This is a genomic window from Shewanella inventionis (assembly GCF_019931735.1).
Taxonomy (GTDB): Bacteria; Pseudomonadota; Gammaproteobacteria; order Enterobacterales; family Shewanellaceae; genus Shewanella; species Shewanella inventionis.
On record NZ_CP082926.1, the window covers coordinates 2,198,019 to 2,220,872 of the forward strand.

Annotated in this window: 23 protein-coding genes; 21 read left to right on the forward strand and 2 right to left on the reverse strand. The window is 43.9% G+C overall.

All coding sequences use genetic code 11. The features are described 5' to 3' along the window. Window positions 1-75 precede the first annotated feature (75 nt). The 6 genes from phhA (at window position 76) to ompW (ending at window position 5,901) form a co-directional block, all read left to right on the forward strand. On the forward strand, window positions 76-879 hold the full coding sequence (phhA, locus tag K8B83_RS09865; protein ID WP_223419836.1) for a phenylalanine 4-monooxygenase: 804 nt from the start codon (window positions 76-78) through the stop codon (window positions 877-879). A 47-nt stretch (window positions 880-926) separates the two neighbouring features. After that, window positions 927-1,265: a 4a-hydroxytetrahydrobiopterin dehydratase gene (locus K8B83_RS09870; protein ID WP_223419840.1), complete on the forward strand. Its 339-nt coding sequence runs from the start codon at window positions 927-929 to the stop codon at window positions 1,263-1,265. 160 nt (window positions 1,266-1,425) lie between these two features. After that, the gene (tyrR, locus tag K8B83_RS09875) at window positions 1,426-2,964 is read left to right on the forward strand and encodes a transcriptional regulator TyrR (RefSeq protein ID WP_188739514.1); all 1,539 of its coding nucleotides are present in this window, start codon (window positions 1,426-1,428) and stop codon (window positions 2,962-2,964) included. Between the two features lie 240 nt (window positions 2,965-3,204). After that, window positions 3,205-4,191, forward strand: coding sequence for a fumarylacetoacetate hydrolase family protein (locus tag K8B83_RS09880; RefSeq protein ID WP_188739513.1), 987 nt, complete (start codon window positions 3,205-3,207; stop codon window positions 4,189-4,191). Between the two features lie 92 nt (window positions 4,192-4,283). Beyond that, a complete protein-coding gene (gene maiA, locus K8B83_RS09885) occupies window positions 4,284-4,934 on the forward strand; it encodes a maleylacetoacetate isomerase (protein WP_223419843.1) in 651 nt (216 codons plus the stop codon). A gap of 319 nt (window positions 4,935-5,253) precedes the next feature. Beyond that, window positions 5,254-5,901, forward strand: a complete 648-nt coding sequence (gene ompW, locus K8B83_RS09890; protein ID WP_188739511.1) for an outer membrane protein OmpW — start codon at window positions 5,254-5,256, stop codon at window positions 5,899-5,901. Window positions 5,902-5,992: 91 nt separating this feature from the next. Here the strand turns inward: ompW and K8B83_RS09895 are convergent, their stop codons facing one another. Further along, a complete protein-coding gene (locus tag K8B83_RS09895) occupies window positions 5,993-6,736 on the reverse strand; it encodes an SDR family NAD(P)-dependent oxidoreductase (RefSeq protein WP_223419846.1) in 744 nt (247 codons plus the stop codon). A 320-nt stretch (window positions 6,737-7,056) separates the two neighbouring features. Here K8B83_RS09895 and metA point away from each other — a divergent pair, with 320 nt between their 5' ends. From metA to K8B83_RS09965, 14 genes are all read left to right on the forward strand, one after another. Beyond that, complete coding sequence (gene metA / locus K8B83_RS09900) at window positions 7,057-8,004, forward strand: homoserine O-acetyltransferase MetA (protein ID WP_188739509.1); 948 nt, start codon at window positions 7,057-7,059, stop codon at window positions 8,002-8,004. A 293-nt stretch (window positions 8,005-8,297) separates the two neighbouring features. Next, on the forward strand, window positions 8,298-9,488 hold the full coding sequence (locus K8B83_RS09905; RefSeq protein ID WP_223419849.1) for a thiolase family protein: 1,191 nt from the start codon (window positions 8,298-8,300) through the stop codon (window positions 9,486-9,488). Between the two features lie 145 nt (window positions 9,489-9,633). Continuing rightward, window positions 9,634-11,127: a CoA-acylating methylmalonate-semialdehyde dehydrogenase gene (locus K8B83_RS09910; RefSeq protein ID WP_188739507.1), complete on the forward strand. Its 1,494-nt coding sequence runs from the start codon at window positions 9,634-9,636 to the stop codon at window positions 11,125-11,127. 183 nt (window positions 11,128-11,310) lie between these two features. After that, entirely contained in the window at window positions 11,311-12,468 is a 1,158-nt protein-coding gene (locus K8B83_RS09915) for an acyl-CoA dehydrogenase family protein (RefSeq protein WP_223419852.1), read from the forward strand. Window positions 12,469-12,533: 65 nt separating this feature from the next. Continuing rightward, entirely contained in the window at window positions 12,534-13,316 is a 783-nt protein-coding gene (locus tag K8B83_RS09920) for an enoyl-CoA hydratase (protein WP_223420044.1), read from the forward strand. Then, window positions 13,316-14,434: an enoyl-CoA hydratase/isomerase family protein gene (locus K8B83_RS09925; protein ID WP_223419855.1), complete on the forward strand. Its 1,119-nt coding sequence runs from the start codon at window positions 13,316-13,318 to the stop codon at window positions 14,432-14,434. Before K8B83_RS09920 ends, K8B83_RS09925 begins: the two co-directional genes overlap by 1 nt. 14 nt (window positions 14,435-14,448) lie before the next feature. Then, on the forward strand, window positions 14,449-15,348 hold the full coding sequence (mmsB, locus tag K8B83_RS09930; RefSeq protein WP_223419857.1) for a 3-hydroxyisobutyrate dehydrogenase: 900 nt from the start codon (window positions 14,449-14,451) through the stop codon (window positions 15,346-15,348). 12 nt (window positions 15,349-15,360) lie between these two features. Next, on the forward strand, window positions 15,361-16,119 hold the full coding sequence (locus K8B83_RS09935; protein WP_188739503.1) for an SDR family oxidoreductase: 759 nt from the start codon (window positions 15,361-15,363) through the stop codon (window positions 16,117-16,119). Between the two features lie 175 nt (window positions 16,120-16,294). Continuing rightward, window positions 16,295-16,501, forward strand: coding sequence for a hypothetical protein (locus K8B83_RS09940; protein ID WP_188739591.1), 207 nt, complete (start codon window positions 16,295-16,297; stop codon window positions 16,499-16,501). A 22-nt stretch (window positions 16,502-16,523) separates the two neighbouring features. Continuing rightward, window positions 16,524-17,474, forward strand: a complete 951-nt coding sequence (locus tag K8B83_RS09945) for a DMT family transporter (protein WP_223419858.1) — start codon at window positions 16,524-16,526, stop codon at window positions 17,472-17,474. Continuing rightward, a complete protein-coding gene (locus K8B83_RS09950) occupies window positions 17,471-18,391 on the forward strand; it encodes a M14 family metallopeptidase (protein ID WP_223419860.1) in 921 nt (306 codons plus the stop codon). The genes K8B83_RS09945 and K8B83_RS09950 overlap by 4 nt, the downstream gene beginning before the upstream one ends. Before the next feature lie 265 nt (window positions 18,392-18,656). Then, window positions 18,657-20,249, forward strand: coding sequence for an ABC-F family ATPase (locus K8B83_RS09955; protein ID WP_223419863.1), 1,593 nt, complete (start codon window positions 18,657-18,659; stop codon window positions 20,247-20,249). A gap of 118 nt (window positions 20,250-20,367) precedes the next feature. Continuing rightward, complete coding sequence (locus K8B83_RS09960) at window positions 20,368-20,733, forward strand: hypothetical protein (RefSeq protein ID WP_188739499.1); 366 nt, start codon at window positions 20,368-20,370, stop codon at window positions 20,731-20,733. Window positions 20,734-20,750: 17 nt separating this feature from the next. Further along, on the forward strand, window positions 20,751-21,308 hold the full coding sequence (locus tag K8B83_RS09965; protein ID WP_223419866.1) for an alpha/beta fold hydrolase: 558 nt from the start codon (window positions 20,751-20,753) through the stop codon (window positions 21,306-21,308). Here K8B83_RS09965 and K8B83_RS09970 read toward each other — a convergent pair. Further along, window positions 21,309-22,335 (reverse strand): IS630 family transposase gene (locus K8B83_RS09970; protein WP_223419869.1). Its coding sequence is split into 2 segments (ribosomal slippage): window positions 21,309-21,878 and window positions 21,880-22,335, totalling 1,026 coding nucleotides; the frame shifts between segments, so codons are not numbered across the junction. Between the two features lie 75 nt (window positions 22,336-22,410). Here K8B83_RS09970 and K8B83_RS09975 point away from each other — a divergent pair. Continuing rightward, on the forward strand, window positions 22,411-22,665 hold the full coding sequence (locus K8B83_RS09975; RefSeq protein ID WP_223419871.1) for an alpha/beta fold hydrolase: 255 nt from the start codon (window positions 22,411-22,413) through the stop codon (window positions 22,663-22,665). Window positions 22,666-22,854 lie beyond the last annotated feature (189 nt).

The following is a 22,854-nucleotide window of genomic DNA, read 5'->3' on the forward strand; positions in this document are numbered from 1 at the left end:
AAACTGTGAAGTAGTTAACAAAACGTTCACCTTAGCACACTATGTAATAAGTGAAGTTTACGTAAAGTGGAACCTATGACTACAGCAACAAAGTATATTGCCCATCAACCTGACGCCCAAGGCTACATTGATTACTCAGAACACGAGAATCAACTATGGCAACAGTTATATCAGCGCCAGGTGACTAATTTGCCTGGGCGAGCTTGTCCGGCTTATTTAAAAGGTCTAGATGCGCTTGGGATGTCGGTTGATCGGATCCCACAATTACCTGAAATAGACAGGGTACTGCTACAAGCTACAGGGTGGAAAACCGCTGCTGTACCTGCACTTATCTCGTTTGGTCGTTTTTTTGAACTTTTAGCGAATAAAGAATTTCCGGTAGCAACCTTTATTCGCACTAAAGAAGAATTCGACTACTTGCAAGAGCCAGATATATTTCATGAAATCTTTGGTCATTGCCCTTTGTTAACCAATCCTTCTTTTGCCCATTTTTCCCATATGTACGGTCAATTAGGCTTGGCGGCAACCAAAGAGCAACGGGTGTTTTTAGCTCGTTTGTATTGGTTTACTATCGAGTTTGGCCTGGTGCAAGCAAAAGATGAGCCGTTACAGATATACGGCGGTGGTATTTTAAGTTCCCCCGGTGAAACCATGTATGCATTGAGCGATAAACCTGAGCGTAAAACCTTCGATTTACTTGATGTACTGCGTACGCCATATCGCATCGATATTATGCAGCCTATATATTATGTTATTGAAAATATAGACTATCTAGATGAAATTGCCCGTATGGACATTATGGCTATGGTCAGTAAAGCGCAGCAGTTAGGCCTGTTTGAACCTAAATTTGAGCCAAAATCTGTTAACCCCAGCGTGTAGTTATCATGCTGCAAGCACACAAGATTAAATTAAGCCAAGGAGTATAAATGAGCGCATTAACCGAGATGAAATGTGAAGCATGTCAAGCAGATGCACCTAAAGTAACTGATGCAGAGTTAGCGGAGCTTATCGGTATGATCCCAGACTGGGGTGTCGAAGTTCGAGATGGCATCATGCAGCTTGAGCGAGTCTATAAATTTAAAAACTTTAAATTGGCTATGGAATTTACCAATAAGCTAGCCGATTTGGCCGAGGCAGAGTTTCATCACCCTGGAATTTTAACCGAATGGGGTAAAGTAACTGTCACTTGGTGGTCGCATTCAATTAAAGGCTTACATAAAAATGATTTCATTATGGCAGCCAAGACAGACCAGTTGTTAGATTAAATATTATCACATCGATTTCAGCATGTTACGTTAACGTAACATGCTAAATACGTTATCTGTTACAATTCTGCTGTAAACTTCACTTGCCACTGAGGCAATATCCATCTAACGTTGTCACTAATTTCCGCAACATAACTTTAATAATAGGGAATCGTTACATATGCGTTTGGAAGTCAGTTGTATTGATCGCGTTGGTTTAGCGAAAGACATCCTCGTCGTGCTTGAAAAACATGGCATTAATTTAATCGCCATTGATGCCAGTAATAAAGGGTTCCTATTTTTGCAGTTTGCAGAAATCAGCTTTGAAACCTTGCGTGAACTGATGCCACAAATTCGTAAAGTTGAAAGTGTACACGATGTTCGCACCGTATCTTTTATGCCATCAGAACAAGAGCACTACGCACTAAAAACCTTGCTTAAAACGTTACCTGATTCTGTTTTCTCAACCGACACAAAAGGGCGTATTCGTATTGCCAATGAGTCTGCCTTACTCACTCTAGATATGGCAGAACATGAAGTAGTAGACGAGTCACTTAACCACTGGGTACAAGGTTTTAATTTTGCCCGTTGGATGAGTGAAACCCCAGTGTTAGCTCAAGCAACTCGAGTGCAAATCAATTCCAATGAATACTTAGCAGAAATGCTTCCTATTTATCTTCCTGACGATAATGACACGACTATTTTAGCCGGTGCGGTAATATCGCTTAAATCCCCCGCCAGAGTTGGCAAGCAATTTAATGCTTTGCAAAATCAATCAACAGGTTTTGATAATGTGTTAGCCAACAGCGACAAAATGAAAGACGTGTTAAAGCAAGCTAAACGTATGGCTCAGCTCGATGCGCCGCTGTTAATTACCGGCGAAACAGGCACAGGTAAAGAACTGATGGCCCGCGCGAGCCACGACGCCAGTATGCGCCGTGAACATCCTTTTATTGCCATTAACTGCGCCGCTTTGCCAGACAGTGTGGCAGAAGAAGAGCTCTTTGGTTTTGTCACTAACGGCACAGTGGTTAAACGAGGCTTATTTGAAGAGGCCAAAGGCGGTACGGTGTTTTTAGATGAAATTGCCGAAATGTCTAAAGCAGCTCAGGTTAAGTTGCTGCGTTTATTACAAGACGGTACTTTTAGGCGCATTGGTGGCGATGTTGAAGTGCGAGCCGATGTACGCATTATTTGCTCGACCCAGAAAAACCTCGCAGAGCTTTGTCAAACGGGCGAGTTTAGAGAAGATTTATATTATCGCATTCACGTGCTGAGCTATCACATGCCATCGCTACGTGAGCGAAGAGTCGACATTATCCCATTGACCGAAATGTTTTTAGAGCACTACAGTCAACAATTATCCAGCCCGCTTAGACGTATTTCTGCCAGCTGCCGTGACTATCTGTTTACTTACGCCTGGCCAGGTAACGTGCGTCAGCTTAAAAATGCCATTTTTAGAGCCGTGTCGATGTGGGATGGCTCTACCGAGTTGACCGTTGAGCAACTTAAACTGCCGTCTTATGCTGAAGGCTTTGGTTATTTTGACGAAGAATTTGAAGGCACCCTAGATGAAGCAATGAAAGAATACGAGGCCGGTTTATTACGCCGCTTGTATCCTGCTTACCCAAGTACGCGGCAATTAGCCAAAAAACTGGGTGTATCTCATACCGCCATTGCCAATAAGTTACGCGATTACGACATAAGTAAGAAAAAGTAATGTAACGATTTACTGCCAGTTAACTGCTGGCAAATTGGCCATTGTCAGTGCGGTAAACCAGCATTGTTGTGGCTTTTTTATCGTTGTAAATAATAATGTACAAATCATGATTTGCCCCGGCAAAACGTGATTTGCCGCACACTCTAGGATTTTTCGCCTTTCTATGGTCAAAATGAGTGAGTTAAGCCATTCAAGCTAATGAGACTCAGCGCGAATGCCACCCAGAATTTAGGAGCAATAATGAAACTTGCAAGTTATCACAACGGACGTCGCGACGGCCAATTGATGTTAGTTAGTAAAGATTTGACCAAAGCGGTAGCTGTGCCAGCCATTGCACATACCATGCAGCAGTTACTAGATGCTTGGGATTTATTGTATCCGCAACTGAGCGAGCTATATGACGCGCTAAATGACGGTCAAATGGACAACGCTATTGCCTTTGATGAGTCACGTTGTTTATCGCCATTACCTCGCGCTTATCAATGGGCTGACGGCAGTGCTTACGTTAATCATGTTGAGTTAGTCAGAAAGGCACGTGGTGCTGAAATGCCAGAAACATTTTGGACAGATCCATTAGTGTATCAAGGTGGCTCAGACAGCTTTATCGCACCTAAAGCCAATATTGAAATGGCCAGTGAAGAATACGGCATCGATTTCGAATCGGAGATTGCCATTATTACTGATGATGTGGCCATGGGCGTGTCGAGTGACAATGCTGCTAAACACATCAAGTTGCTGATGCTAGTCAACGACGTGTCACTGCGTAACTTGATCCCTGGCGAACTTGCAAAAGGCTTTGGCTTTTTTCAATCTAAACCATCAAGTGCGTTTTCTCCTGTAGCTATCACTCCTGATGAACTTGGAGATAAGTGGCAAGACAGCAAGGTGCATTTACCGCTGGTTACGCATTTAAATAACGAATTATTTGGTCGTCCAAATGCCGGTGTTGATATGACATTTAACTTTAGCCAGTTGGTGTCTCATGTGGCTAAAACACGTCCTTTAGGCGCGGGTGCTATTATTGGATCAGGTACGATTTCTAACTATGACCGCAGCGCTGGCTCAAGTTGTTTAGCCGAAAAGCGCATGCTAGAAATCATCGCCGACGGCAAAGCATCAACCCCATTTATGCATTTTGGTGATACTGTTCGAATTGAAATGTTTGATGAAAATGGCGTGAGCATTTTTGGTTCTATCGACCAAAAAGTTGTTGAATATAAAGCATAAAATAACTCAATACTCATCACGAAATAAGGCAGTAGCGAACCCTCGTTATTGCCTTTTTATTTTTAGTAGAAAAAATCAAATAGGAAATCGATATGAAACTCTATGGATATTGGCGCTCAAGTGCGGCGTATCGTGTGCGTATAGCGTTAAATTTAAAACAGTTATCAGCAGAGCATATTTCAGTTCATTTGGTCAATAACGGCGGTGAGCAGCACTCTCAAGCATACCATCAGTTAAATCCGCAACACTTAGTGCCAACCTTAGTGGATAATGGTGCTAACGGCGAACTTAATTTATCGCAATCATTAGCCATCATTGAATACCTAGAAGAAAAATACCCACAAACCCCTTTATTGCCCAGTAACATTGAGCATCGCGCCATCGTGCGAGGCATGGCACAAGCCATTGCTTGCGAAATTCATCCGTTAGATAACTTACGCGTCTTGCAATACCTTGTGAACGAAATGGGCGTGTCTGACACAGACAAAATGCGCTGGTATCATCACTGGATCGTCGTGGGATTTACTGCGTTAGAGGAGCAGTTATCACAGCATTCGGGCATTTTTTGTTTTGGCGACACGCCAACGCTGGCCGACATTTGTTTGGTACCACAGGTATACAACGCAAAACGTTTTAATGTACCGCTTGATAACTTTCCTAACATTGTCCGCATTGCACAAACTTGCGACCAATTAGCCGCGTTTGCCAATGCCGCGCCAGAACAACAACATGACGCCAGTTAGGTTTTGCTACAAGTATTAGTCTTCTTCCGCAACAGTATTAACTAACGATGGCATGAGTGGTTGTTAATTGTATCCTCATGCCATCGTCCCCCCGTGATCTCCACCCAATAAGCTAACTTTTAAATGCATCTTTTATCTCTTTTGCTGTTTTTTTGTGATCTGCATCATGTCTAATGCAAGCATGGTGGTACCCACATAGAGGTACTGCAGCTTTATTGATCTAAATCAATAATGTTAATGAACAACTTAGGTAGGTTAGCGGCAATTGTTAAGAATGTTACAGAGTTTCATCTGATTATTGCTGTTATGGAGTGTTAAAATGAATAATAAAATTACCCTAGGTTTAGTTGCTGCTTCGTTGCTTTGTGCTGGTTTATCTTTTGGTGTTGCCGCTCATCAAGCTGGAGATATTATTGTACGTGCAGGTAGTGCAACGGTTGCCCCAAGTGAGTCAAGCCCAGTCGTTGCGGGTATCGCTGAGTTTAGTGTGAATAACAACACACAGTTAGGCCTAAACTTTGGTTATATGCTCACTGATAATGTTGCGGTTGAGCTATTAGCGGCGACGCCATTTAGTCATGATGTGTCCCTTGGTGAGTTAGGTGTGATTGCAAACACCAAGCATTTGCCACCCACGTTAGTTGCTCAATATTATTTTGGCAATGCTCAGTCTGCGCTTCGTCCATATGTTGGTGTTGGGGTTAATTTTACTAACTTTTTTGACAATGATTTCAATCAAGGTGCCAAAGATTTAGGGTTAGATAATTTGTCCATGTCAAATTCTTGGGGCGTGGCTGCACAGGTGGGGCTTGATTATCAAATTGATAAAAATTGGTTGGTTAACGCATCTGTATGGTATGCGCAAATTTCTACTGATGTCAGTTTCGATTTGGGTGCCGATCATGTGGTTGTTGAAACCGATATCGACCCATGGGTGTATATGGTTAGTGTGGGATATACCTTCTAACTGTAGTTGATTAGCATCAGCTATTCGTTGCAACAAAAACAGGAACCCGCAGGTTCCTGTTTTGTTATATACCTATATTATATCATTCAGATTAACCGCGTTTCTTTCTTGGTTTCCAATGGCGGGTATTGTAGATATATTCAGGCAACATTCTGTTTATCCACGCCACAATACGCCAGCGCTTGGTAACATACACTCGGCGTTTTCCCTTTTTCAGTGCCGTTAATATTTGCTCGGCTACGTTATCAATGGGCGACAATAATAACTTGGTATTTAAGTGCACCGCTTTATCAAATAACCCAAGCTGAATATCGCTGATGGTCACAGGCAATTTTAAGCGCTGCGCGTGCATACTTAACCCTTGCAGATAGTTTGCAGCAAATGCTTTAGAAGCGTGATAAGCCACATTAGGGCCTCCGCGTTGTCCTGCAATAGAGTTTATTGCTGCTAATTGGCCATAACCTTGCTGACACATCAATTTAAAAATACACTGGCTCGCAGCGGCAAAGCCCATCACATTAACGTCAATCGTATGTTGGTCAATAGACCAGGGCAAAGCAGGGTCATATTCGTTAACGCCCGTATTGACTATCACTAAATGGGCACCGTTATGCTTCTCCCATGCCTGGTTAAGCTGCGCAATTAAAGTGTGTGGCTGGTCGATAGTTAATGGATATATGCTGACTTCACCAGGAAGACTTAAGCTAAATGGTTTAATCGCTTCTGGATCATTAACAAATAGCACCAACGACACATTTTGTGCCGATAATTGCGCCGCAAGTGCTTGGCTAAGTGCAGAGCTTGCACCAATAATCATTGCTGTCGCAGCAGACATAGTTAACCTCATTATTATCAATGGCTCATAATAGAAATATTGCCGCTTGATAACAAGAACGAAAAAAATTCAACTTAAGACGTGTAGACTTCTAGACATCCTTGTGTATGATTAACAAAATAAATGACAACGTGTGTCACTATTGATGTTTAGCCGTTGTGCTTAACAGATTAAGCCATTAAAACACCTTGGCAAAGTTAACTGATGCTCAGATGTGCAGAATGTAAATTTGTGATCTGTTCCACACAGTCATTTGTTTAGTTAAACGTTATTACCAATGCACCCGTTGTTTGTGTTCCATTAACCCAAAGGTGAGTCGTATGCCGGTTCGAATTCCAGATAATCTCCCTGCTGCAGGTATTTTAGAGTCTGAAAATATTTTCGTGATGTCTGAAACCCGAGCGGCTAATCAGGACATTCGTCCAATGAGGGTATTAATCTTGAATTTAATGCCCAATAAAATTGAGACAGAGACCCAACTGCTTAGGTTGTTAGGCAATACTCCTTTGCAAGTCGGCGTGGACTTATTGCGTATTCACGACAAAGAGTCAAAGCATACTTCGGTTGATCACATGAACACCTTTTATCGTGACTTTGAAGATGTTCGTCATAATAATTACGATGGATTAATTATTACCGGCGCCCCCTTAGGGCAAATTGATTTTAAAGATGTGGTGTATTGGGACCATATCCGCGAAATTATTGATTGGTCACAACATCACGTGACTTCCGTTTTATTTTTGTGTTGGGCTGCTCATGCCGGTTTGTACCACTTATATGGTTTAAAGCGCCAACTGCTACAAAATAAACGCTCAGGGGTGTTTAATCACACTCGCACCAGCGATCCACACCCTTTGCTTAGAGGCTTTGATGACGAGTTTTATGCGCCTCATTCGCGCTTTGCCGAAATGAACATAGAAGAGCTTCGTCAACATGCTGATATTGAAGTGTTAGCTGAGTCAGAGCAAGCGGGCGCCTATATTGTGTTAAGCCGTGACAATCGCAATTTGTTTGTAATGGGCCATCCTGAATATCAAAAAGGCACATTAAATGATGAATATAATCGCGATTTAGGCCAAGGGTTAAACCCTGATATACCGCAAAATTATTACCGAAACGATGACCCAACCCAAGAGCCTATTGCACGTTGGCATAGCCATGGCAGTTTGTTAGTGAGTAATTGGCTGAACTATTATGTGTATCAGTTAACCCCTTATGATTTAACCGACATGAGCGCAAAAACCCCCTGGGAAAACAAAAAAGCATAATCCTTGTGTAAATTCAAAGCCGCAATACTCGCGGCTTTTTTATGCCTGTAGACTAAAGTGTAAACGGCCCTTAAATTCACTCCCCCATTAAAACCTTGATGGTTTTATCTTCATTAAAACATAAGCTTATCTACAACAATTCTGATTTTACCAACAAGTGTAAATCTTCAATGACAACCTCATAAGATCAACATTACAAATTTGATCACTTTTTACTTGCTTTACGTTAGCGTCAACGTCAAAGTGGTGTAATAGTGTTGTTGATTTTTATGTGCACAGATTTAGGAGTGGTTATGAGTACAGAACAAACAGGTCAAGATATCGTTATTGTTGCAGCTAAACGTACCCCAATGGGTGGGTTTCAAGGTGCGCTGTCTGAAGTCGCATCACCCGTGTTAGCCGCTAATGCTATCAAAGGCCTTTTGGCACAAACGGGTATTAAAGCCGACAGTATTGATGAAGTACTTATGGGCTGTGTATTACCAGCAGGCCTTGGCCAGGCGCCTGCTCGTCAAGCAACACTAGGCGCAGGCTTACCCTTAAGTGTTGGGGCAACCACTGTCAATAAAGTATGTGGTTCTGGTATGAAAACCGTCATGTTAGCCCATGATTTAATTAAAGCCGGTAGCAGTAACCTTGTTATCGCCGGCGGCATGGAAAGCATGAGCCAGGCGCCATACTTGCTAGATAAAGCCCGTAGCGGTATGCGTATGGGTCACGGCAAGGTGATGGACCATATGTTTTTAGATGGTCTAGAAGACGCTTATACCGGTGGCGCGATGGGCACGTTCGCTCAAAAAACGGCCGATGATTTTGGCTTAACTCGCGAGCAAATGGACGCGTTTGCATTAAGCTCGCTTGAAAAAGCCAACGCAGCAATTAACTCCGGTGCGTTTAAAGATGAAGTGGTTCCCGTTACTGTGACTACGCGACGTGGCGATATTACCGTCGACACAGATGAACAACCTGGCAATGCGCGTCCTGAAAAAATCCCCACCTTGCGCCCAGCATTTGCCAAAGACGGCACCATCACCGCAGCTAATTCAAGCTCAATTTCCGACGGCGCAGCAGCCTTAATGCTAATGACTCGCGCCAAAGCAACAGAGTTAGGATTAACGGTTATGGCAACCATTAAAGGCCATACAACGCATTCGCAAGAACCGTCTCTGTTTACTACCGCTCCAGTTGGCGCCATGCAAAAATTGTTCGATAAAGTACAGTGGAATAAAGACGATGTTGACTTATATGAAATCAACGAAGCCTTTGCCATGGTGACCATGCTAGCGGTATCTGAGCTGGGGTTAGATGCCAGTAAGGTCAACGTTAATGGTGGCGCATGTGCGTTAGGACACCCAATTGGTTGCTCAGGAGCGCGATTACTCGTCACCCTAATTTATGCACTAAAAGCACGAGGCCTTAAGCGCGGCGTTGCTTCACTGTGTATCGGTGGCGGCGAAGCAACAGCCATGGCCATTGAAGTGTAAATAAACACGTTCAACAAGACCGCTGTACAGGTAGACGTAATACAACCACGTTAATGTGAGTAAAACAATAATCACGTCACCTGTGCAGTTACTCAATATGCGTGAGCCTAGCTCACCAAACAGTTCAAGGATCGAGGAAAGCAAAATGATCACACAAGTTAAGCACTACATTGATGGCGAATTTACTCATGGCAGCGGCGAGCGCAATATTGATGTGACAAACCCTGCTAATAACAGCGTTATCGCTAAAATAAATTGTGCCACTACCGCCGAAGTTGAGTTGGCCATTCACAGTGCCAAAGAAGCCTTTAAAACCTGGAAAGAAGTGCCTGTCTCAGAGCGTGCACGCGTGATGTTGCGATACCAGCATTTACTCAAAGAGCATCATGACGAACTAGCAACTATTTTAGCCCAAGAAACCGGTAAAACCTTTGAAGATGCCAAAGGCGATGTGTGGCGCGGTATTGAAGTGGCTGAACATGCCTGCAACGTGGCGTCATTAATGATGGGCGAAACAGTTGAAAACGTCGCACGTAATATTGACACCTACAGCTACACTCAACCATTAGGTGTGTGTGCAGGTATTACCCCGTTTAACTTCCCCGCGATGATCCCATTATGGATGTTCCCATTATCCATCGCATGCGGTAACACGTTTATTTTAAAGCCTTCTGAGCAAGATCCTATGACGCCACAGCGCTTAGTTGAGCTGTTTGTGGAGGCGGGCGCGCCTAAAGGCGTATTGCAGCTCATTCATGGAGACAAAACAGCTGTAGACATGTTACTCACTGATCCTGCCATTAAAGCCATATCGTTTGTCGGCTCAGTAGGCGTTGGCCAATATATTTATAAAACGGGCACAGACAATCTAAAACGCGTGCAAGCCTTTGCTGGCGCCAAAAACCACTGTGTCATTATGCCAGATGCTAACAAACAGCAAGTCATCAACAATATGGTAGGGGCTTCAGTAGGGGCGGCTGGTCAACGTTGTATGGCGATATCGGTTGCCGTGTTTGTTGGTAAAGCTAAAGAGTGGATCCCAGAGTTAAAAGAGGCGCTTGCTAAAGTTCGCCCAGGATTATGGAACGATAAAGATGCCGCTTATGGCCCAGTAATCAGCCCTGCCGCCAAAGCGCGCGTGTTAAAACTCATTGCTCAAGGTAAAGCTGAAGGGGCTGAGTGTTTACTTGATGGGAGTGACTTTACGGTTGCCGGTTACGAGTCTGGTAACTGGGTTGGACCAACCATGTTTACCAATGTCACCACAGACATGAGCATCTACAAAGAAGAAATTTTTGGCCCTGTGTTGTGTTGTATGGAAGCCGAAACATTAGACGATGCCATCGAGCTTGTGAACAACAGCCCATACGGCAATGGTACTTCAATCTTTACCGCATCGGGTGGCGCAGCGCGCAAATACCAGCATGAAATTGAAGTCGGCCAAGTGGGTATTAACGTGCCCATTCCTGTGCCATTACCCTTTTTCTCTTTCACTGGCTGGAAAGGCAGCTTTTATGGTGACCAACACGCTTATGGCAAACAAGCGGTGCGTTTTTGCACAGAAACAAAAACCATCACAACCCGCTGGTTCGACTCAGAAGCCGTTAGCGGCCCTAACATGAGCATCAACCTTAAATAAGCGTCATATATGCCGCGATATATTTTATTTATCGCGGCAAACATTATTGGCTAAACACAACAAGACCTGCTTGATTTGCCCATAGTGTTACTGCTCAGTAATACATGCTAAGCCGCTTAAGCGGTAGGTGAACAAGCCATAAAGTGACCCAAGAGTCATCCAAAACAATATTAGGAGTCCAACATGGATTTTAATTTAAACGAAGATCAGCGCCAGTTTGCTGACTTAGCCCGCCAGTTTGCCGCAGAAGAACTCGCTCCATTTGCCGCCAAATGGGATGAAGAACACCATTTCCCCAAAGATGTGATTCAAAAAGCAGGTGAGCTGGGTTTTTGTTCTTTGTACTCGCCAGAGTCACAGGGCGGTATGGGCTTATCTCGTTTAGATGCTTCCATTATTTTTGAAGAACTATCCCAAGGCTGTACGGCCACCACTGCCATGTTAACTATTCATAATATGGCGACCTGGATGGTAACCACCTGGGGCAGCGAAACGCTACGTAAACAGTGGTCAGAAGGCTTAACCACAGGTCAACTGTTAGCCTCATATTGCTTAACTGAGCCTGGTGCGGGCAGCGATGCAGCCTCACTGCAAACTAAAGCCGTGCGAGAAGGCGACGACTACCTGATCACGGGGTCAAAAATGTTTATCTCAGGTGCTGGCGAAACCGAGTTACTTGTTGTGATGTGCCGTACAGGTGAAGCCGGGCCTAAAGGCATTTCTGCCATTGCGGTACCGGCAGATGCCGCTGGCATAACCTATGGCAAAGCCGAAGATAAAATGGGCTGGAACGCCCAACCAACCAGACTAATTAGCTTTGAAAACGTGCGTGTACCTGTAGCCAACTTACTGGGTGATGAAGGCCAGGGCTTTACCTTTGCCATGAAAGGCCTCGATGGTGGACGTATTAACATTGCCACCTGTTCTATTGGCACAGCTCAGGCCGCATTAACGCGCGCGACACAATACATGAACGAGCGTAAGCAATTTGGTAAACCGCTTGCGGCGTTTCAAGCCCTGCAATTTAAACTGGCAGACATGGCCACCGAGTTAGTGGCTGCTCGCCAAATGGTACGTTTAGCGGCATTTAAACTCGACACACAAGACCCTGAAGCCAGCGCCTATTGCGCCATGGCAAAACGCTTTGCGACCGATGTAGGTTTTCAGGTGTGTGACAGTGCCCTGCAAATCCATGGTGGTTATGGCTACATTCGTGAATACCCACTAGAGCGCCATTTCCGTGATGTTCGAGTTCATCAGATTTTAGAAGGCACTAACGAAATTATGCGCCTGATTATTGCCCGTCGTTTACTCGATGAAAACGCTCATCCGATTTTGTAATCGATTAACGACTCACAATACCAAGATTTCATCACCTTCTTAGGTGAATATAAGGACATAATATGATGACAGCAAACACCGCAATCATTGAACATATTGTTGGCCATACGGCCATCTTGACGCTCAACAACCCGCCAGCCAATACCTGGACAGCAGACAGTTTGCAATTGCTAAAGCAAACCATTACTAAGTTAAACCAAAACAAAGACATCTATGCGCTTGTTATTACAGGTCAGGGCGAAAAGTTTTTTTCAGCAGGGGCAGATTTAAATTTATTTGCCGATGGCGATAAAGGCAATGCAGCCACCATGGCAAAACATTTTGGTGAAGCCTTTGAAACCCTTAGCGCGTTTCGTGGTGTGTCTATTGCCGCCATTAACGGTTATACCATGGGCGGCGGCCTAGAAGTGGCCTTAGCGTGCGATATTCGCATTGCAGAGTCACAAGCGCAAATGGCACTGCCTGAAGCCACCGTAGGGTTATTGCCCTGTGCTGGTGGCACCCAAAACCTCACAGCATTAGTGGGCGAGGGCTGGGCTAAACGTATGATTTTATGTGGTGAACGCATTGATGCAGCCAAAGCTGAAAAAATTGGTTTAGTAGAAGAAGTGGTTGAAAAAGGCCAGGCCCTTGATGCTGCAGTGGCACTTGCCGCTAAAGTGGCTAAACAATCACCTAGCAGTGTGAGTGTGTGCAAAACCTTGATTCAAGCTGGGCGACATATGCCGCGCACTCAAGCATTACCCCTTGAGCGAGAGCTATTTGTGGGGTTATTTGACACAGAAGATCAAGCTGAAGGTGTGAACGCCTTTTTACAAAAACGCGCCCCAATTTGGAAGAACCGCTAATGACTCAAGACGTAATATTTCAAACATTAGGCACGCTTTCTGGCCAATCAATTGGCATCGTGACCCTTAATATTGAAAAAGCACTCAATGCATTAACCCTTGATATGGTTGCGGCAATGCAAACCCAATTAACCCGCTGGCAATCTGACAACAGTATTGCCTGTGTGGTGTTACAAGGTGCAGGCGAAAAGGCATTTTGCGCCGGCGGCGATGTGCGCGCGATTTATCATGCATCGATTGCTAATCCTAACAATATCACTGATGAAGCCTGTGGGTTTTTCACTCAAGAATACCAACTCGACTACTTACTGCATCAATTTGGTAAGCCTGTTTTGGTGTGGGGCGACGGCATTGTGATGGGCGGCGGCCTTGGATTAATGGCAGGGAGTAGCCATCGCATCGTGACCGAACGCAGCCGAATTGCCATGCCAGAAGTCACCATTGGTTTATATCCAGATGTAGGCGGCAGTTACTTTTTAAATCGCATGCCAGGTAAAACGGGGCTGTTTTTAGGCTTAACCGCTTACAATATGAACGCGAGCGATGCCTTGTATGTTGAGCTCGGTAATCATTATTTAAACAGTGATGAAAAAGAGCCATTATTTGATGCCATGGCCGAACTTAACTGGAGCCAAAACAGTCAACTCAACCACCAAATATTAACCGATTTGTTAACCCAAATGACTGCGCCGCATTTAGCAACGTTACCCAAAAGCCATTTACAGCAATTTCAAGTAGAAATCGACTTGTTAATGTCGGGTGATATACACGATGTTCATCACCAATTATCCAGCTTAAATACAGAACTTGAATGGCTACAGCGGGCTCAAAAAACCGCTTTAGCCGGCAGCCCATTGAGTTGGCATTTAATTTTTGCTCAAGCTCAACTTGGTACAGAGCTTAGTTTGGCACAATGCTTTCAGTGGGAGCTTGGCGTGAGTGTTAATTGTTGCTCAATGGGAGACTTTTGCGAAGGGGTTCGAGCATTACTCATTGATAAAGATCGCCAACCTAAATGGCTATTTAGCGACGTTAATGCGGTGCCGCAAACTAAAGTTGAGCAATTGACTTGCTCCCCTTGGCCCGCCACTAACCACCCATTAGCTGACTTTACTTAATAAGGATTATTATCATGGCAACAGTAGCATTTATTGGTTTAGGTAATATGGGCGGCCCAATGGCAGCCAACTTAATTAAAGCGGGCATGACAGTCACAGTATTTGACTTAAACCCAGCAGCAGTAGACGCGCTCACTTCTCAAGGTGCATTAAGCGCCAAAACCGCCTGTGGCGCGGCGGCGTCAGCTGATTTTGTCATTACCATGTTGCCAGCAGGTAAACATGTGCGAGGTTTGTACATAGGCGATGATGACAACAAAGGTTTACTTGATGTGGTGCCCAAGCAAGCCTTATTAATTGATTGCTCAACCATTGATGCAGACAGCGCGCGTTTAGTGGGTGCTAAAGCTGCTGAGAAGGGCATAGAGTTTATGGATGCGCCAGTCTCGGGTGGTACAGCAGGGGCGGCGGCAGGTACACTAACCTTTATTTGTGGTGGTTCTGATAATGCTTATGCCAAAGCGCAAACTGTGCTGAAGGTGATGGGCGGCAATATTTTTCATGCAGGTAGCGTTGGCGCTGGGCAAGTTGCCAAAATTTGTAATAACATGCTGTTATCGGTATTAATGGTGGGCACTAGCGAGTCAATCCAATTAGGCTTAGATAATGGCTTAGATCCTAAAGTATTGTCTGATATCATGAAAGTCAGCAGCGGCGGTAACTGGACACTTGAAAAATACAACCCATGTCCAGGCGTGATGGAAAATGTGCCGTCATCTAAAGACTATCAAGGCGGCTTTATGGTCGACCTTATGGTGAAAGATTTAGGCCTATCGCAACAGGCTGCACTTGCATCTAACTCAAGTACCCCAATGGGCTCTCTTGCCCGCAGTTTATATGTAAACCATGCTCGCCAAGGTAATGGTAGTCGAGATTTTTCGAGCATTTTTGAACAGTTTTCAAAGAAAAAATAAAGGATTCAGTTGATGGAATTAAAAGATAAGGTTGTCGTCATTACTGGCGGAGCGGGTGGTTTAGGTCTGGCTATGGCCCATGATTTAGCTGCCCAAGGGGCTAAATTGGCGCTTATCGATGTTGACCAAACCAAGCTTGAGCAAGCTTGTGCTGATTTAGGCGCAACGACTGAAGTACAAGGCTATGCCTTAGATATTACCGACGAAGAAGATGTGGTTGCCGGGTTTAAATATATTGTTGAAGACTTTGGGCAAGTCAATGTGCTTATCAATAACGCCGGCATTTTACGTGACGGCTTAATGGTTAAAGCCAAAGATGGCGTCGTTACCGACCGCATGTCATACCAACAATTTCAGTCAGTCATTAATGTTAACTTAACGGGCAGTTTTTTATGTGGCCGTGAAGCCGCAGCAGCGATGATTGAAACCAAGCAAGCCGGCGTTATCATTAACATTTCTAGTCTGGCTAAATCTGGCAATATGGGTCAATCAAATTACTCAGCCTCTAAAGCTGGCGTGGCGGCAATGTCGGTGGGTTGGGCAAAAGAGCTAGCGCGTTATAATATTCGCAGCGCCGCAGTCGCCCCCGGTGTGATTGCCACAGAAATGACCGCAGCCATGAAACCTGAAGCGCTAGAGCGCTTAGAAAAAATGGTACCAGTAGGGCGTTTAGGTCAGCCAGAAGAGATTGCCTCAACGGTTCGTTTTATCATTGAAAATGATTATGTTAACGGCCGCGTATTTGAAATTGATGGCGGTATCCGTTTATAGAACGGTGGTATTTGGCTTATACCATTTGTTATGATGCAGTCACGCCGAGCTTATGCTCGGCGTGACTTTTTCATTTTAGAGATGAATCAACGAATGAACGTGGATTTTTATACATCTCTTATCCTGAGTTGAGGTTTATCACGTGGCAAAATTAGAACAAATATTAAAAAAGATCATGCTTATCGTGGGGATCTTAGGGGTATTGATTATTTACTCAGGTTTTTTGTACCTGTTTTTTTCGGGACGCTCCACCGCCACGTTACCTTGGTTTTTACTGATATCACCGTGGATTTGTATTTATTTTGGTTTAACGCAGGCACAGCAAATCGCTGTTATTTATTGGTTCGTCAATAAATTTAGCTTCAAAAAAAAGACTAAATAACCTCAACTCTGGATCCATATTCATGCCGTCACTTACGCCTCTTTCCCGTGTTGCAGTGGTTTGTTATACCATGATGGCATTAATCGCTTTTGCGGCTAACTCCGTATTAGCTCGAATGGCATTATCAAGCGATAACACCGCAACGTTAATTGACCCCAGCAGTTTTACCGCTATTCGTTTGGCCTCTGGGGCTATAGTGTTAGGGGCGATAATGTTGCTAATGCCATCAACATCATCAAAGCCAACAGTTGCTCATGCTAGCAATCTTGCTCCGTTGCTGTTGTTTATTTATGCCATTGCTTTTTCGTACGCTTATGTGTTGCTCGACACTGCAACAGGCGCGCTTATTTTGTTTGCAGCAGTCCAGATAAGCATGATGTTGATAAGTTACATACAAGGACACCGCTTAAACCGGCTAGAAATCCTTGGCGCATTAGTTGCGTTTGGCGGTTTTGGCTATTTAGTCTGGCCGAGCGTGGGGGTAACTAATGGCGAGTTATCAATCACTGGCATGGTGCTTATGGCTATCAGTGGTTGTGCATGGGGCGGTTATACGCTGTTAGGTAAAGGCGCTACTCGGCCACTGTTTACTACAGGTGTTAATTTTATTTTAACCTTGCCCTTGGTGCTGCTAATGATATTGACCGTCTGGCTTATACAAGTGTTTACCCCTGTTGAAAATAACATATCTGTGCAACTCAGTGGCAAAGGGGTGCTGTTAGCCATACTTTCTGGTGGCCTAGCCTCCTCAATAGGGTACGCATTATGGTATCAAGCATTACGCGGTCTACACTCCACTCAGGCTGCGGTATTGCAACTGAGCGTACCGATTATTGCGGCACTGGGTGGCGTCATCTTTGTTGGCGAGCAACTGAGCGTTCATCTAATAATGTGCGCCAGCATTATTTTATTTGGCATTTCTCTGGTCATATTGACCAAGCCTAAATCTACAATTAAAAAAGAGGTTTTATGACACAATCGACCGTATACCCAATCGGCACACCAGGACAAAAATGGACCGATGCAGACAAAGCCCAATGGCTAGCCCAAGTGACTATTAAGCGCTCATATCAAGACGAAGTGGTTAGCAAATTAACGCCGCTCGCAAACCAGTTTGAACAAGTGCAATACGGCGCATTATCTTATGATGCTGACAAATATCCGTTATTTGGGTTTAAATCGCCTAACTGGGACAGCAACAAAAAGACCGTTTTAGTCACCGGCGGCGTACACGGGTACGAAACCAGTGGCGTTCATGGTGCAATCCAATTTTTAGCCACCAAGGCTGAGCATTACAGTCAGTATTTTAATATAGCCGTGGCACCGTGTGTCAGCCCATGGGGATATGAAACCATTAACCGCTGGAACCCAAAGGCGATAGATCCTAATCGCTCATTTTATGCCAATAGTCCAGCCGAGGAGTCGGCCAATCTTATGGCATTTGTAGCCACATTAGGCGAGGTTTATGCTCATATTGATTTGCACGAAACCACCGATACCGACGAGTTAGAATTTAGACCTCTACTGTCAGCCCGTGATGGCGTTGAATACGAAAAAGGCATTATTCCTGATGGTTTTTATTTAGTGGGCGACAGCGATAATCCCACCCCAGAGTTTCAAAAAGCGATCATTGATGCGGTAGCAAAAGTGACCCACATAGCACCAGACGATAACGGCCAATTGATTGAAGTGCCAATAGAGCAGTTTGGGGTGATAAATTATCCGGTAAAAAAACTCAGCCTGTGCGCAGGCATTACCAACAACCACTTTAATACCACCACAGAGGTCTACCCAGACAGCCCACACGTTACCGAGCAGCAATGTAACGACGCACAAGTCGCCGCAATAACTGGCGGACTTGATTATATTCTTAATTATTTAAAGGCTTAAAAGCCGTTACTTTGCTGGTGCGGTTTTTATTGCACCAGCAAAGCATGTTGATAGGTTGATAAATAAGCCAGAAATCCTTACAATATCGCGCTTTATATATACCCCATCGGCGATGCCGTATATCAGTTTAAATCTCATTATTATTTGTTTAGCAAGTGCGCTACATTTGTTTGGGTAATGACCTGCGTCATACAGATGTCAACTCGAACCATTACGCTAAACGTTAATACTCGTTTAAACACACAACACGATTTGGAATTTCACTTTGATTACAACAGCTAACATCACAATGCAGTTTGGCGCTAAGCCGCTGTTTGAAAATATCTCTGTCAAATTTGGTGGCGGGAATCGCTACGGTTTAATTGGCGCGAATGGTTGTGGTAAATCAACCTTTATGAAAATCCTTGCCGGTGATTTAGAGCCTTCAAGCGGTAACGTGTCACTAGACGTTAATGAGCGCATGGGTAAACTAAACCAGGACCAGTTTGCATACGAAGCCTTTTCAGTCGTAGACACTGTGATCATGGGTCACCGCGAGTTGTGGAAAGTAAAACAAGAGCGCGACCGCATTTATTCGTTGCCAGAAATGAGCGAAGAAGACGGCATTAAAGTTGCTGAACTTGAAATGGAATTTGCTGAAATGGACGGTTACACTGCCGAATCTCGCGCAGGTGACTTACTACTCGGCGTAGGTATTGCTACCGAGCAACACTTTGGCTTAATGAGCGAAATCGCACCAGGTTTTAAACTGCGAGTATTGTTAGCCCAGGCGCTGTTTTCTGATCCAGATTTACTGTTACTTGACGAACCAACCAACAACTTAGACATCGACACCATTCGTTGGTTACAAGACATGTTGAACCAACGTAACAGCACCATGATCATCATCTCGCATGACCGTTACTTCTTAAACTCAGTGTGTACTCACATGGCTGACTTAGACTACGGCGAGTTACGTGTTTACCCAGGTAACTACGATGAATACATGATGGCGGCACAACAATCGCGCGAGCGCTTAATGAGCGACAACGCCAAGAAGAAAGCCCAAATTGCTGAGCTGCAAACCTTCGTAGCCCGTTTCTCAGCTAACGCATCTAAAGCTAAGCAAGCGACATCGCGCGCCAAGCAAATTGAAAAAATTAAGCTAGACGACATTAAAGCGTCTAGCCGCGTTAACCCGTTTATTCGTTTCGAACAAGAAAAGAAATTGTTCCGTAATGCACTCGTGGTTGAAAACCTAGCAAAAGGTTACGACACGCCTTTATTTAGCAAGTTTGATCTTATGGTTGAAGTGGGCGAACGTATTGCTATTTTGGGTCAAAACGGTGTGGGTAAAACCACATTGCTACGTACCTTAGTGCATGATATTCCACAAGATGAAGGTACCATTCACTGGTCAGAAAACAGCAACATTGGTTATTATGCTCAAGATCACGAAGCTGATTTCGCCAATGATATGTCACTGTTCGAATGGATGAGTCAATGGCGCAAAGAAAACGATGATGACCAGTCGGTTCGTGGCATTTTAGGTCGTATGTTATTCAGCGCAGACGACATTAAAAAGTCAGTTAAAGTGCTATCTGGTGGTGAAAAAGGCCGTATGTACTTTGGCAAACTTATCATGCAAAAGCCAAATATATTATTACTCGACGAGCCAACCAACCACATGGACATGGAATCAATCGAGTCCTTAAACAACGCGCTAGAAAAATACGAAGGCACACTAATGTTCGTCTCTCACGACCGTGCATTTGTATCGTCACTGGCCACGCGTATTTTAGAAATTACCCCAGAAGGCATTAACGACTTCAAAGGCACGTACGATGAGTTTCTTGCTAGCAAAGGTATTGAAGGTTAATTTAACCTCAGTAAATTAACCATCGCCTCTTAAAGCCCTGAACATATGTTCGGGGCTTTTTGTTTTTATATTATTGATTTAGCCATATACTCACATAAAATAACTATAGGCAGCTACTATGAGCATCACCCTTGATCAAGCTTCATCAACCTTGAATGAACTTAAATGTCGTACTAATTTTAATATTAAGAATGTCACCGAATACATGCTCCCAGAGCTAAAAGAACCCGTCTATCTGCACGTTGAAGGTAAAACACCTTTACTGATAATTCGTCCAGCATTTGAAGTTTTTTCAACTGAGTTAGCCACTATTGACGGAGTGCATGCCAAATACGATTATTATCACAACGCCCAAATGACGCGTTTTCCGACACGACAATACAAGGGCTTAAATGAAACCCATTATGGATTGGCATTTAGATTTGACAATGTTGAAGCCATTAAATTGTTTATTAACCGCTTAATCGAAATCGTAAAAGGATAAAAGGAGAACACCTCACCATGACAGAGCAATTTAATATTAATCAGTTTAATTGTTCCATTAGTGGTAAAGGCAGCACTCTGGTGTGGGCCCACGGATTATGTGGCTGTATGCAGAGTGAAGATGCCATAGGCTTATATGCATGGCATCGATTTCCTAAAAAATTACAGCTGATCCGTTATGATGCAATTGGCCATGGGTTATCTGCCCAAGGCGACAGTGTCGATGATTACCTCTGGCCCAATCTAGCCAAAGACATGTTGCGTGTTGCTGCTCATTATCGTGCACCGACACCGTTGATCCTTGGCGGCCAATCCATGGGGAGCGCAACTAGTTTATATGCTGCATTAGCTCAACCTGAACTAGTAAAAGGTTTAGTGTTGATGACACCACCCATTGGTTGGCAAGCAAGAGCTGCACAGGTGGATTACTACCATAAAATCGCCAAAGCGGCGCGCATTCTGGGTGGTAAAGGCTTAGCGCAAATGAATGCCAAGCATTTAACTAAAATGCTGCCAAGTTGGTTGGTTAATGCTCATAAACACAGTGTGCTGGGTATGTTATACCATTTACATTAATTAACTGGTCAGCTTTGTCCAGCTTCTAGTGCATAATTTAATGACCCTTTCAGGCTCTGCAATAAAGTTATTCCATGCGATTGAGCATTGTTCAACAATATCGTCATATCCACTAAAACAACGATTGGCAAGTTCATTTTGACGAAGCCATTGCCACACTTGTTCTACAGGATTGAGTTCTGGGGAATAGGGAGGAAGTTTAAGGATACTTAAGTTATCAAAGCCCTCCGTCAGTTTTTGTTGATGCCAACCTGCACCGTCCATAATGATCAGAGCATAGCGCCCAAATTCAGTCGCTTCTGAAATTAATTTCAAATGCTCTAACATATATTCACTATTGGCATACGGAGCAATAATTGCCTCTGTCGCGCCTGTAGCAGGACACACTGCACCATAAAAATAGGCTGATTCAAACTGTTGTTGCCTTACTGACCGTGGGCGGCTTCCTTTTAATGCCCAAATATGAGTGGTGGTATTTTGCTGGCCGAATCTGGCTTCATCTTGAAACCATACATCAATGCGATCTAACGATACATGACCAGGGGTGTTAAGGATCGTTGACAGTTGGAAGTTTTTTAAAAGCGTCCTGAACATCTTGAGACTGTTTTGGATGACGAGAGCGAGTTGTTATCCATGAAAAGCCTAGTTGATGGAGTATTCTGTATATGTTGGCCTGCTTAAAGGTCACGTTAAATTCAGATTGAATATAAAGACAGACATCTCTCGTCATCAATCTACCGCCACTCTCAGATAAGCTTTGAGCTTGTATAAACTCTTTAAGACTTGCCTGTTGTTTCGCTGACAATTGTGCGGGTCTACCAGGATTAGGCTTATCATCTAGGCCATTGATACCATGAGTTAAATAGTTTGTAACCCAGGCATTTACACTTGTTCTACTGACCTTCAACATATTAGCAATCGCAGTGCGGGAATGACCTTCGGTAAAGTGGAGTAAGGCGAGATAACGCATACGTTTGCGAGCGCTTTTTTCGGATTTAGCTAATGCGGTAAGATTGATATTATTCATAAATATTGAAATAAGAGAATGACGATTAATTAGATCATATATTTAATGTAATTGGTATTAGATGGCTTAAAGTCAATGAAGCGCCAAACATTACATCAGCTGTTTACCGCAGCAGCCCACAACGATTTACCCAGTAAACAACAACTCGCCACAATTAATGTACCTACACTTATTTTAGCGTGGGAGGGCGATGATGCACACCCAGTAGCATCAGCAAAAGCATTACATAAAGCATTGCCCCATTCGACTTTGCATGTCGCTAGCAAAATGGACCATGTCGATGAATGGCCTGAACTTATCAGTGAGTTTTGTCTTGCTTTGCAGTCATAGCAGACTAAATTCATGTCAACTTAAGTCATTGAATGAACCGATTATCTCTTTGTGGGTATATAACGAAAATTAGATCAACAAGGGCTAATTTAGCTGTGAGCAATGTCTGAGTTTGGATTGTCAATTAATGTAAATTTTTTTAATTCGTTTATGGTTATTGCAGACATAACTGAGTATCAAATAATTTGA

Bases quoted from the DNA above. Each gene is read 5' to 3' on its own strand.
- phhA (WP_223419836.1), top strand. From the start codon at position 76: ATGACTACAGCAACAAAGTATATTGCCCATCAACCTGACGCCCAAGGC.
- K8B83_RS09870 (WP_223419840.1), top strand. From the start codon at position 927: ATGAGCGCATTAACCGAGATGAAATGTGAAGCATGTCAAGCAGATGCA.
- tyrR (WP_188739514.1), top strand. From the start codon at position 1,426: ATGCGTTTGGAAGTCAGTTGTATTGATCGCGTTGGTTTAGCGAAAGAC.
- K8B83_RS09880 (WP_188739513.1), top strand. From the start codon at position 3,205: ATGAAACTTGCAAGTTATCACAACGGACGTCGCGACGGCCAATTGATG.
- maiA (WP_223419843.1), top strand. From the start codon at position 4,284: ATGAAACTCTATGGATATTGGCGCTCAAGTGCGGCGTATCGTGTGCGT.
- ompW (WP_188739511.1), top strand. From the start codon at position 5,254: ATGAATAATAAAATTACCCTAGGTTTAGTTGCTGCTTCGTTGCTTTGT.
- K8B83_RS09895 (WP_223419846.1), bottom strand. From the start codon at position 6,736: ATGTCTGCTGCGACAGCAATGATTATTGGTGCAAGCTCTGCACTTAGC.
- metA (WP_188739509.1), top strand. From the start codon at position 7,057: ATGCCGGTTCGAATTCCAGATAATCTCCCTGCTGCAGGTATTTTAGAG.
- K8B83_RS09905 (WP_223419849.1), top strand. From the start codon at position 8,298: ATGAGTACAGAACAAACAGGTCAAGATATCGTTATTGTTGCAGCTAAA.
- K8B83_RS09910 (WP_188739507.1), top strand. From the start codon at position 9,634: ATGATCACACAAGTTAAGCACTACATTGATGGCGAATTTACTCATGGC.
- K8B83_RS09915 (WP_223419852.1), top strand. From the start codon at position 11,311: ATGGATTTTAATTTAAACGAAGATCAGCGCCAGTTTGCTGACTTAGCC.
- K8B83_RS09920 (WP_223420044.1), top strand. From the start codon at position 12,534: ATGACAGCAAACACCGCAATCATTGAACATATTGTTGGCCATACGGCC.
- K8B83_RS09925 (WP_223419855.1), top strand. From the start codon at position 13,316: ATGACTCAAGACGTAATATTTCAAACATTAGGCACGCTTTCTGGCCAA.
- mmsB (WP_223419857.1), top strand. From the start codon at position 14,449: ATGGCAACAGTAGCATTTATTGGTTTAGGTAATATGGGCGGCCCAATG.
- K8B83_RS09935 (WP_188739503.1), top strand. From the start codon at position 15,361: ATGGAATTAAAAGATAAGGTTGTCGTCATTACTGGCGGAGCGGGTGGT.
- K8B83_RS09940 (WP_188739591.1), top strand. From the start codon at position 16,295: ATGCTTATCGTGGGGATCTTAGGGGTATTGATTATTTACTCAGGTTTT.
- K8B83_RS09945 (WP_223419858.1), top strand. From the start codon at position 16,524: ATGCCGTCACTTACGCCTCTTTCCCGTGTTGCAGTGGTTTGTTATACC.
- K8B83_RS09950 (WP_223419860.1), top strand. From the start codon at position 17,471: ATGACACAATCGACCGTATACCCAATCGGCACACCAGGACAAAAATGG.
- K8B83_RS09960 (WP_188739499.1), top strand. From the start codon at position 20,368: ATGAGCATCACCCTTGATCAAGCTTCATCAACCTTGAATGAACTTAAA.
- K8B83_RS09965 (WP_223419866.1), top strand. From the start codon at position 20,751: ATGACAGAGCAATTTAATATTAATCAGTTTAATTGTTCCATTAGTGGT.
- K8B83_RS09975 (WP_223419871.1), top strand. From the start codon at position 22,411: ATGAAGCGCCAAACATTACATCAGCTGTTTACCGCAGCAGCCCACAAC.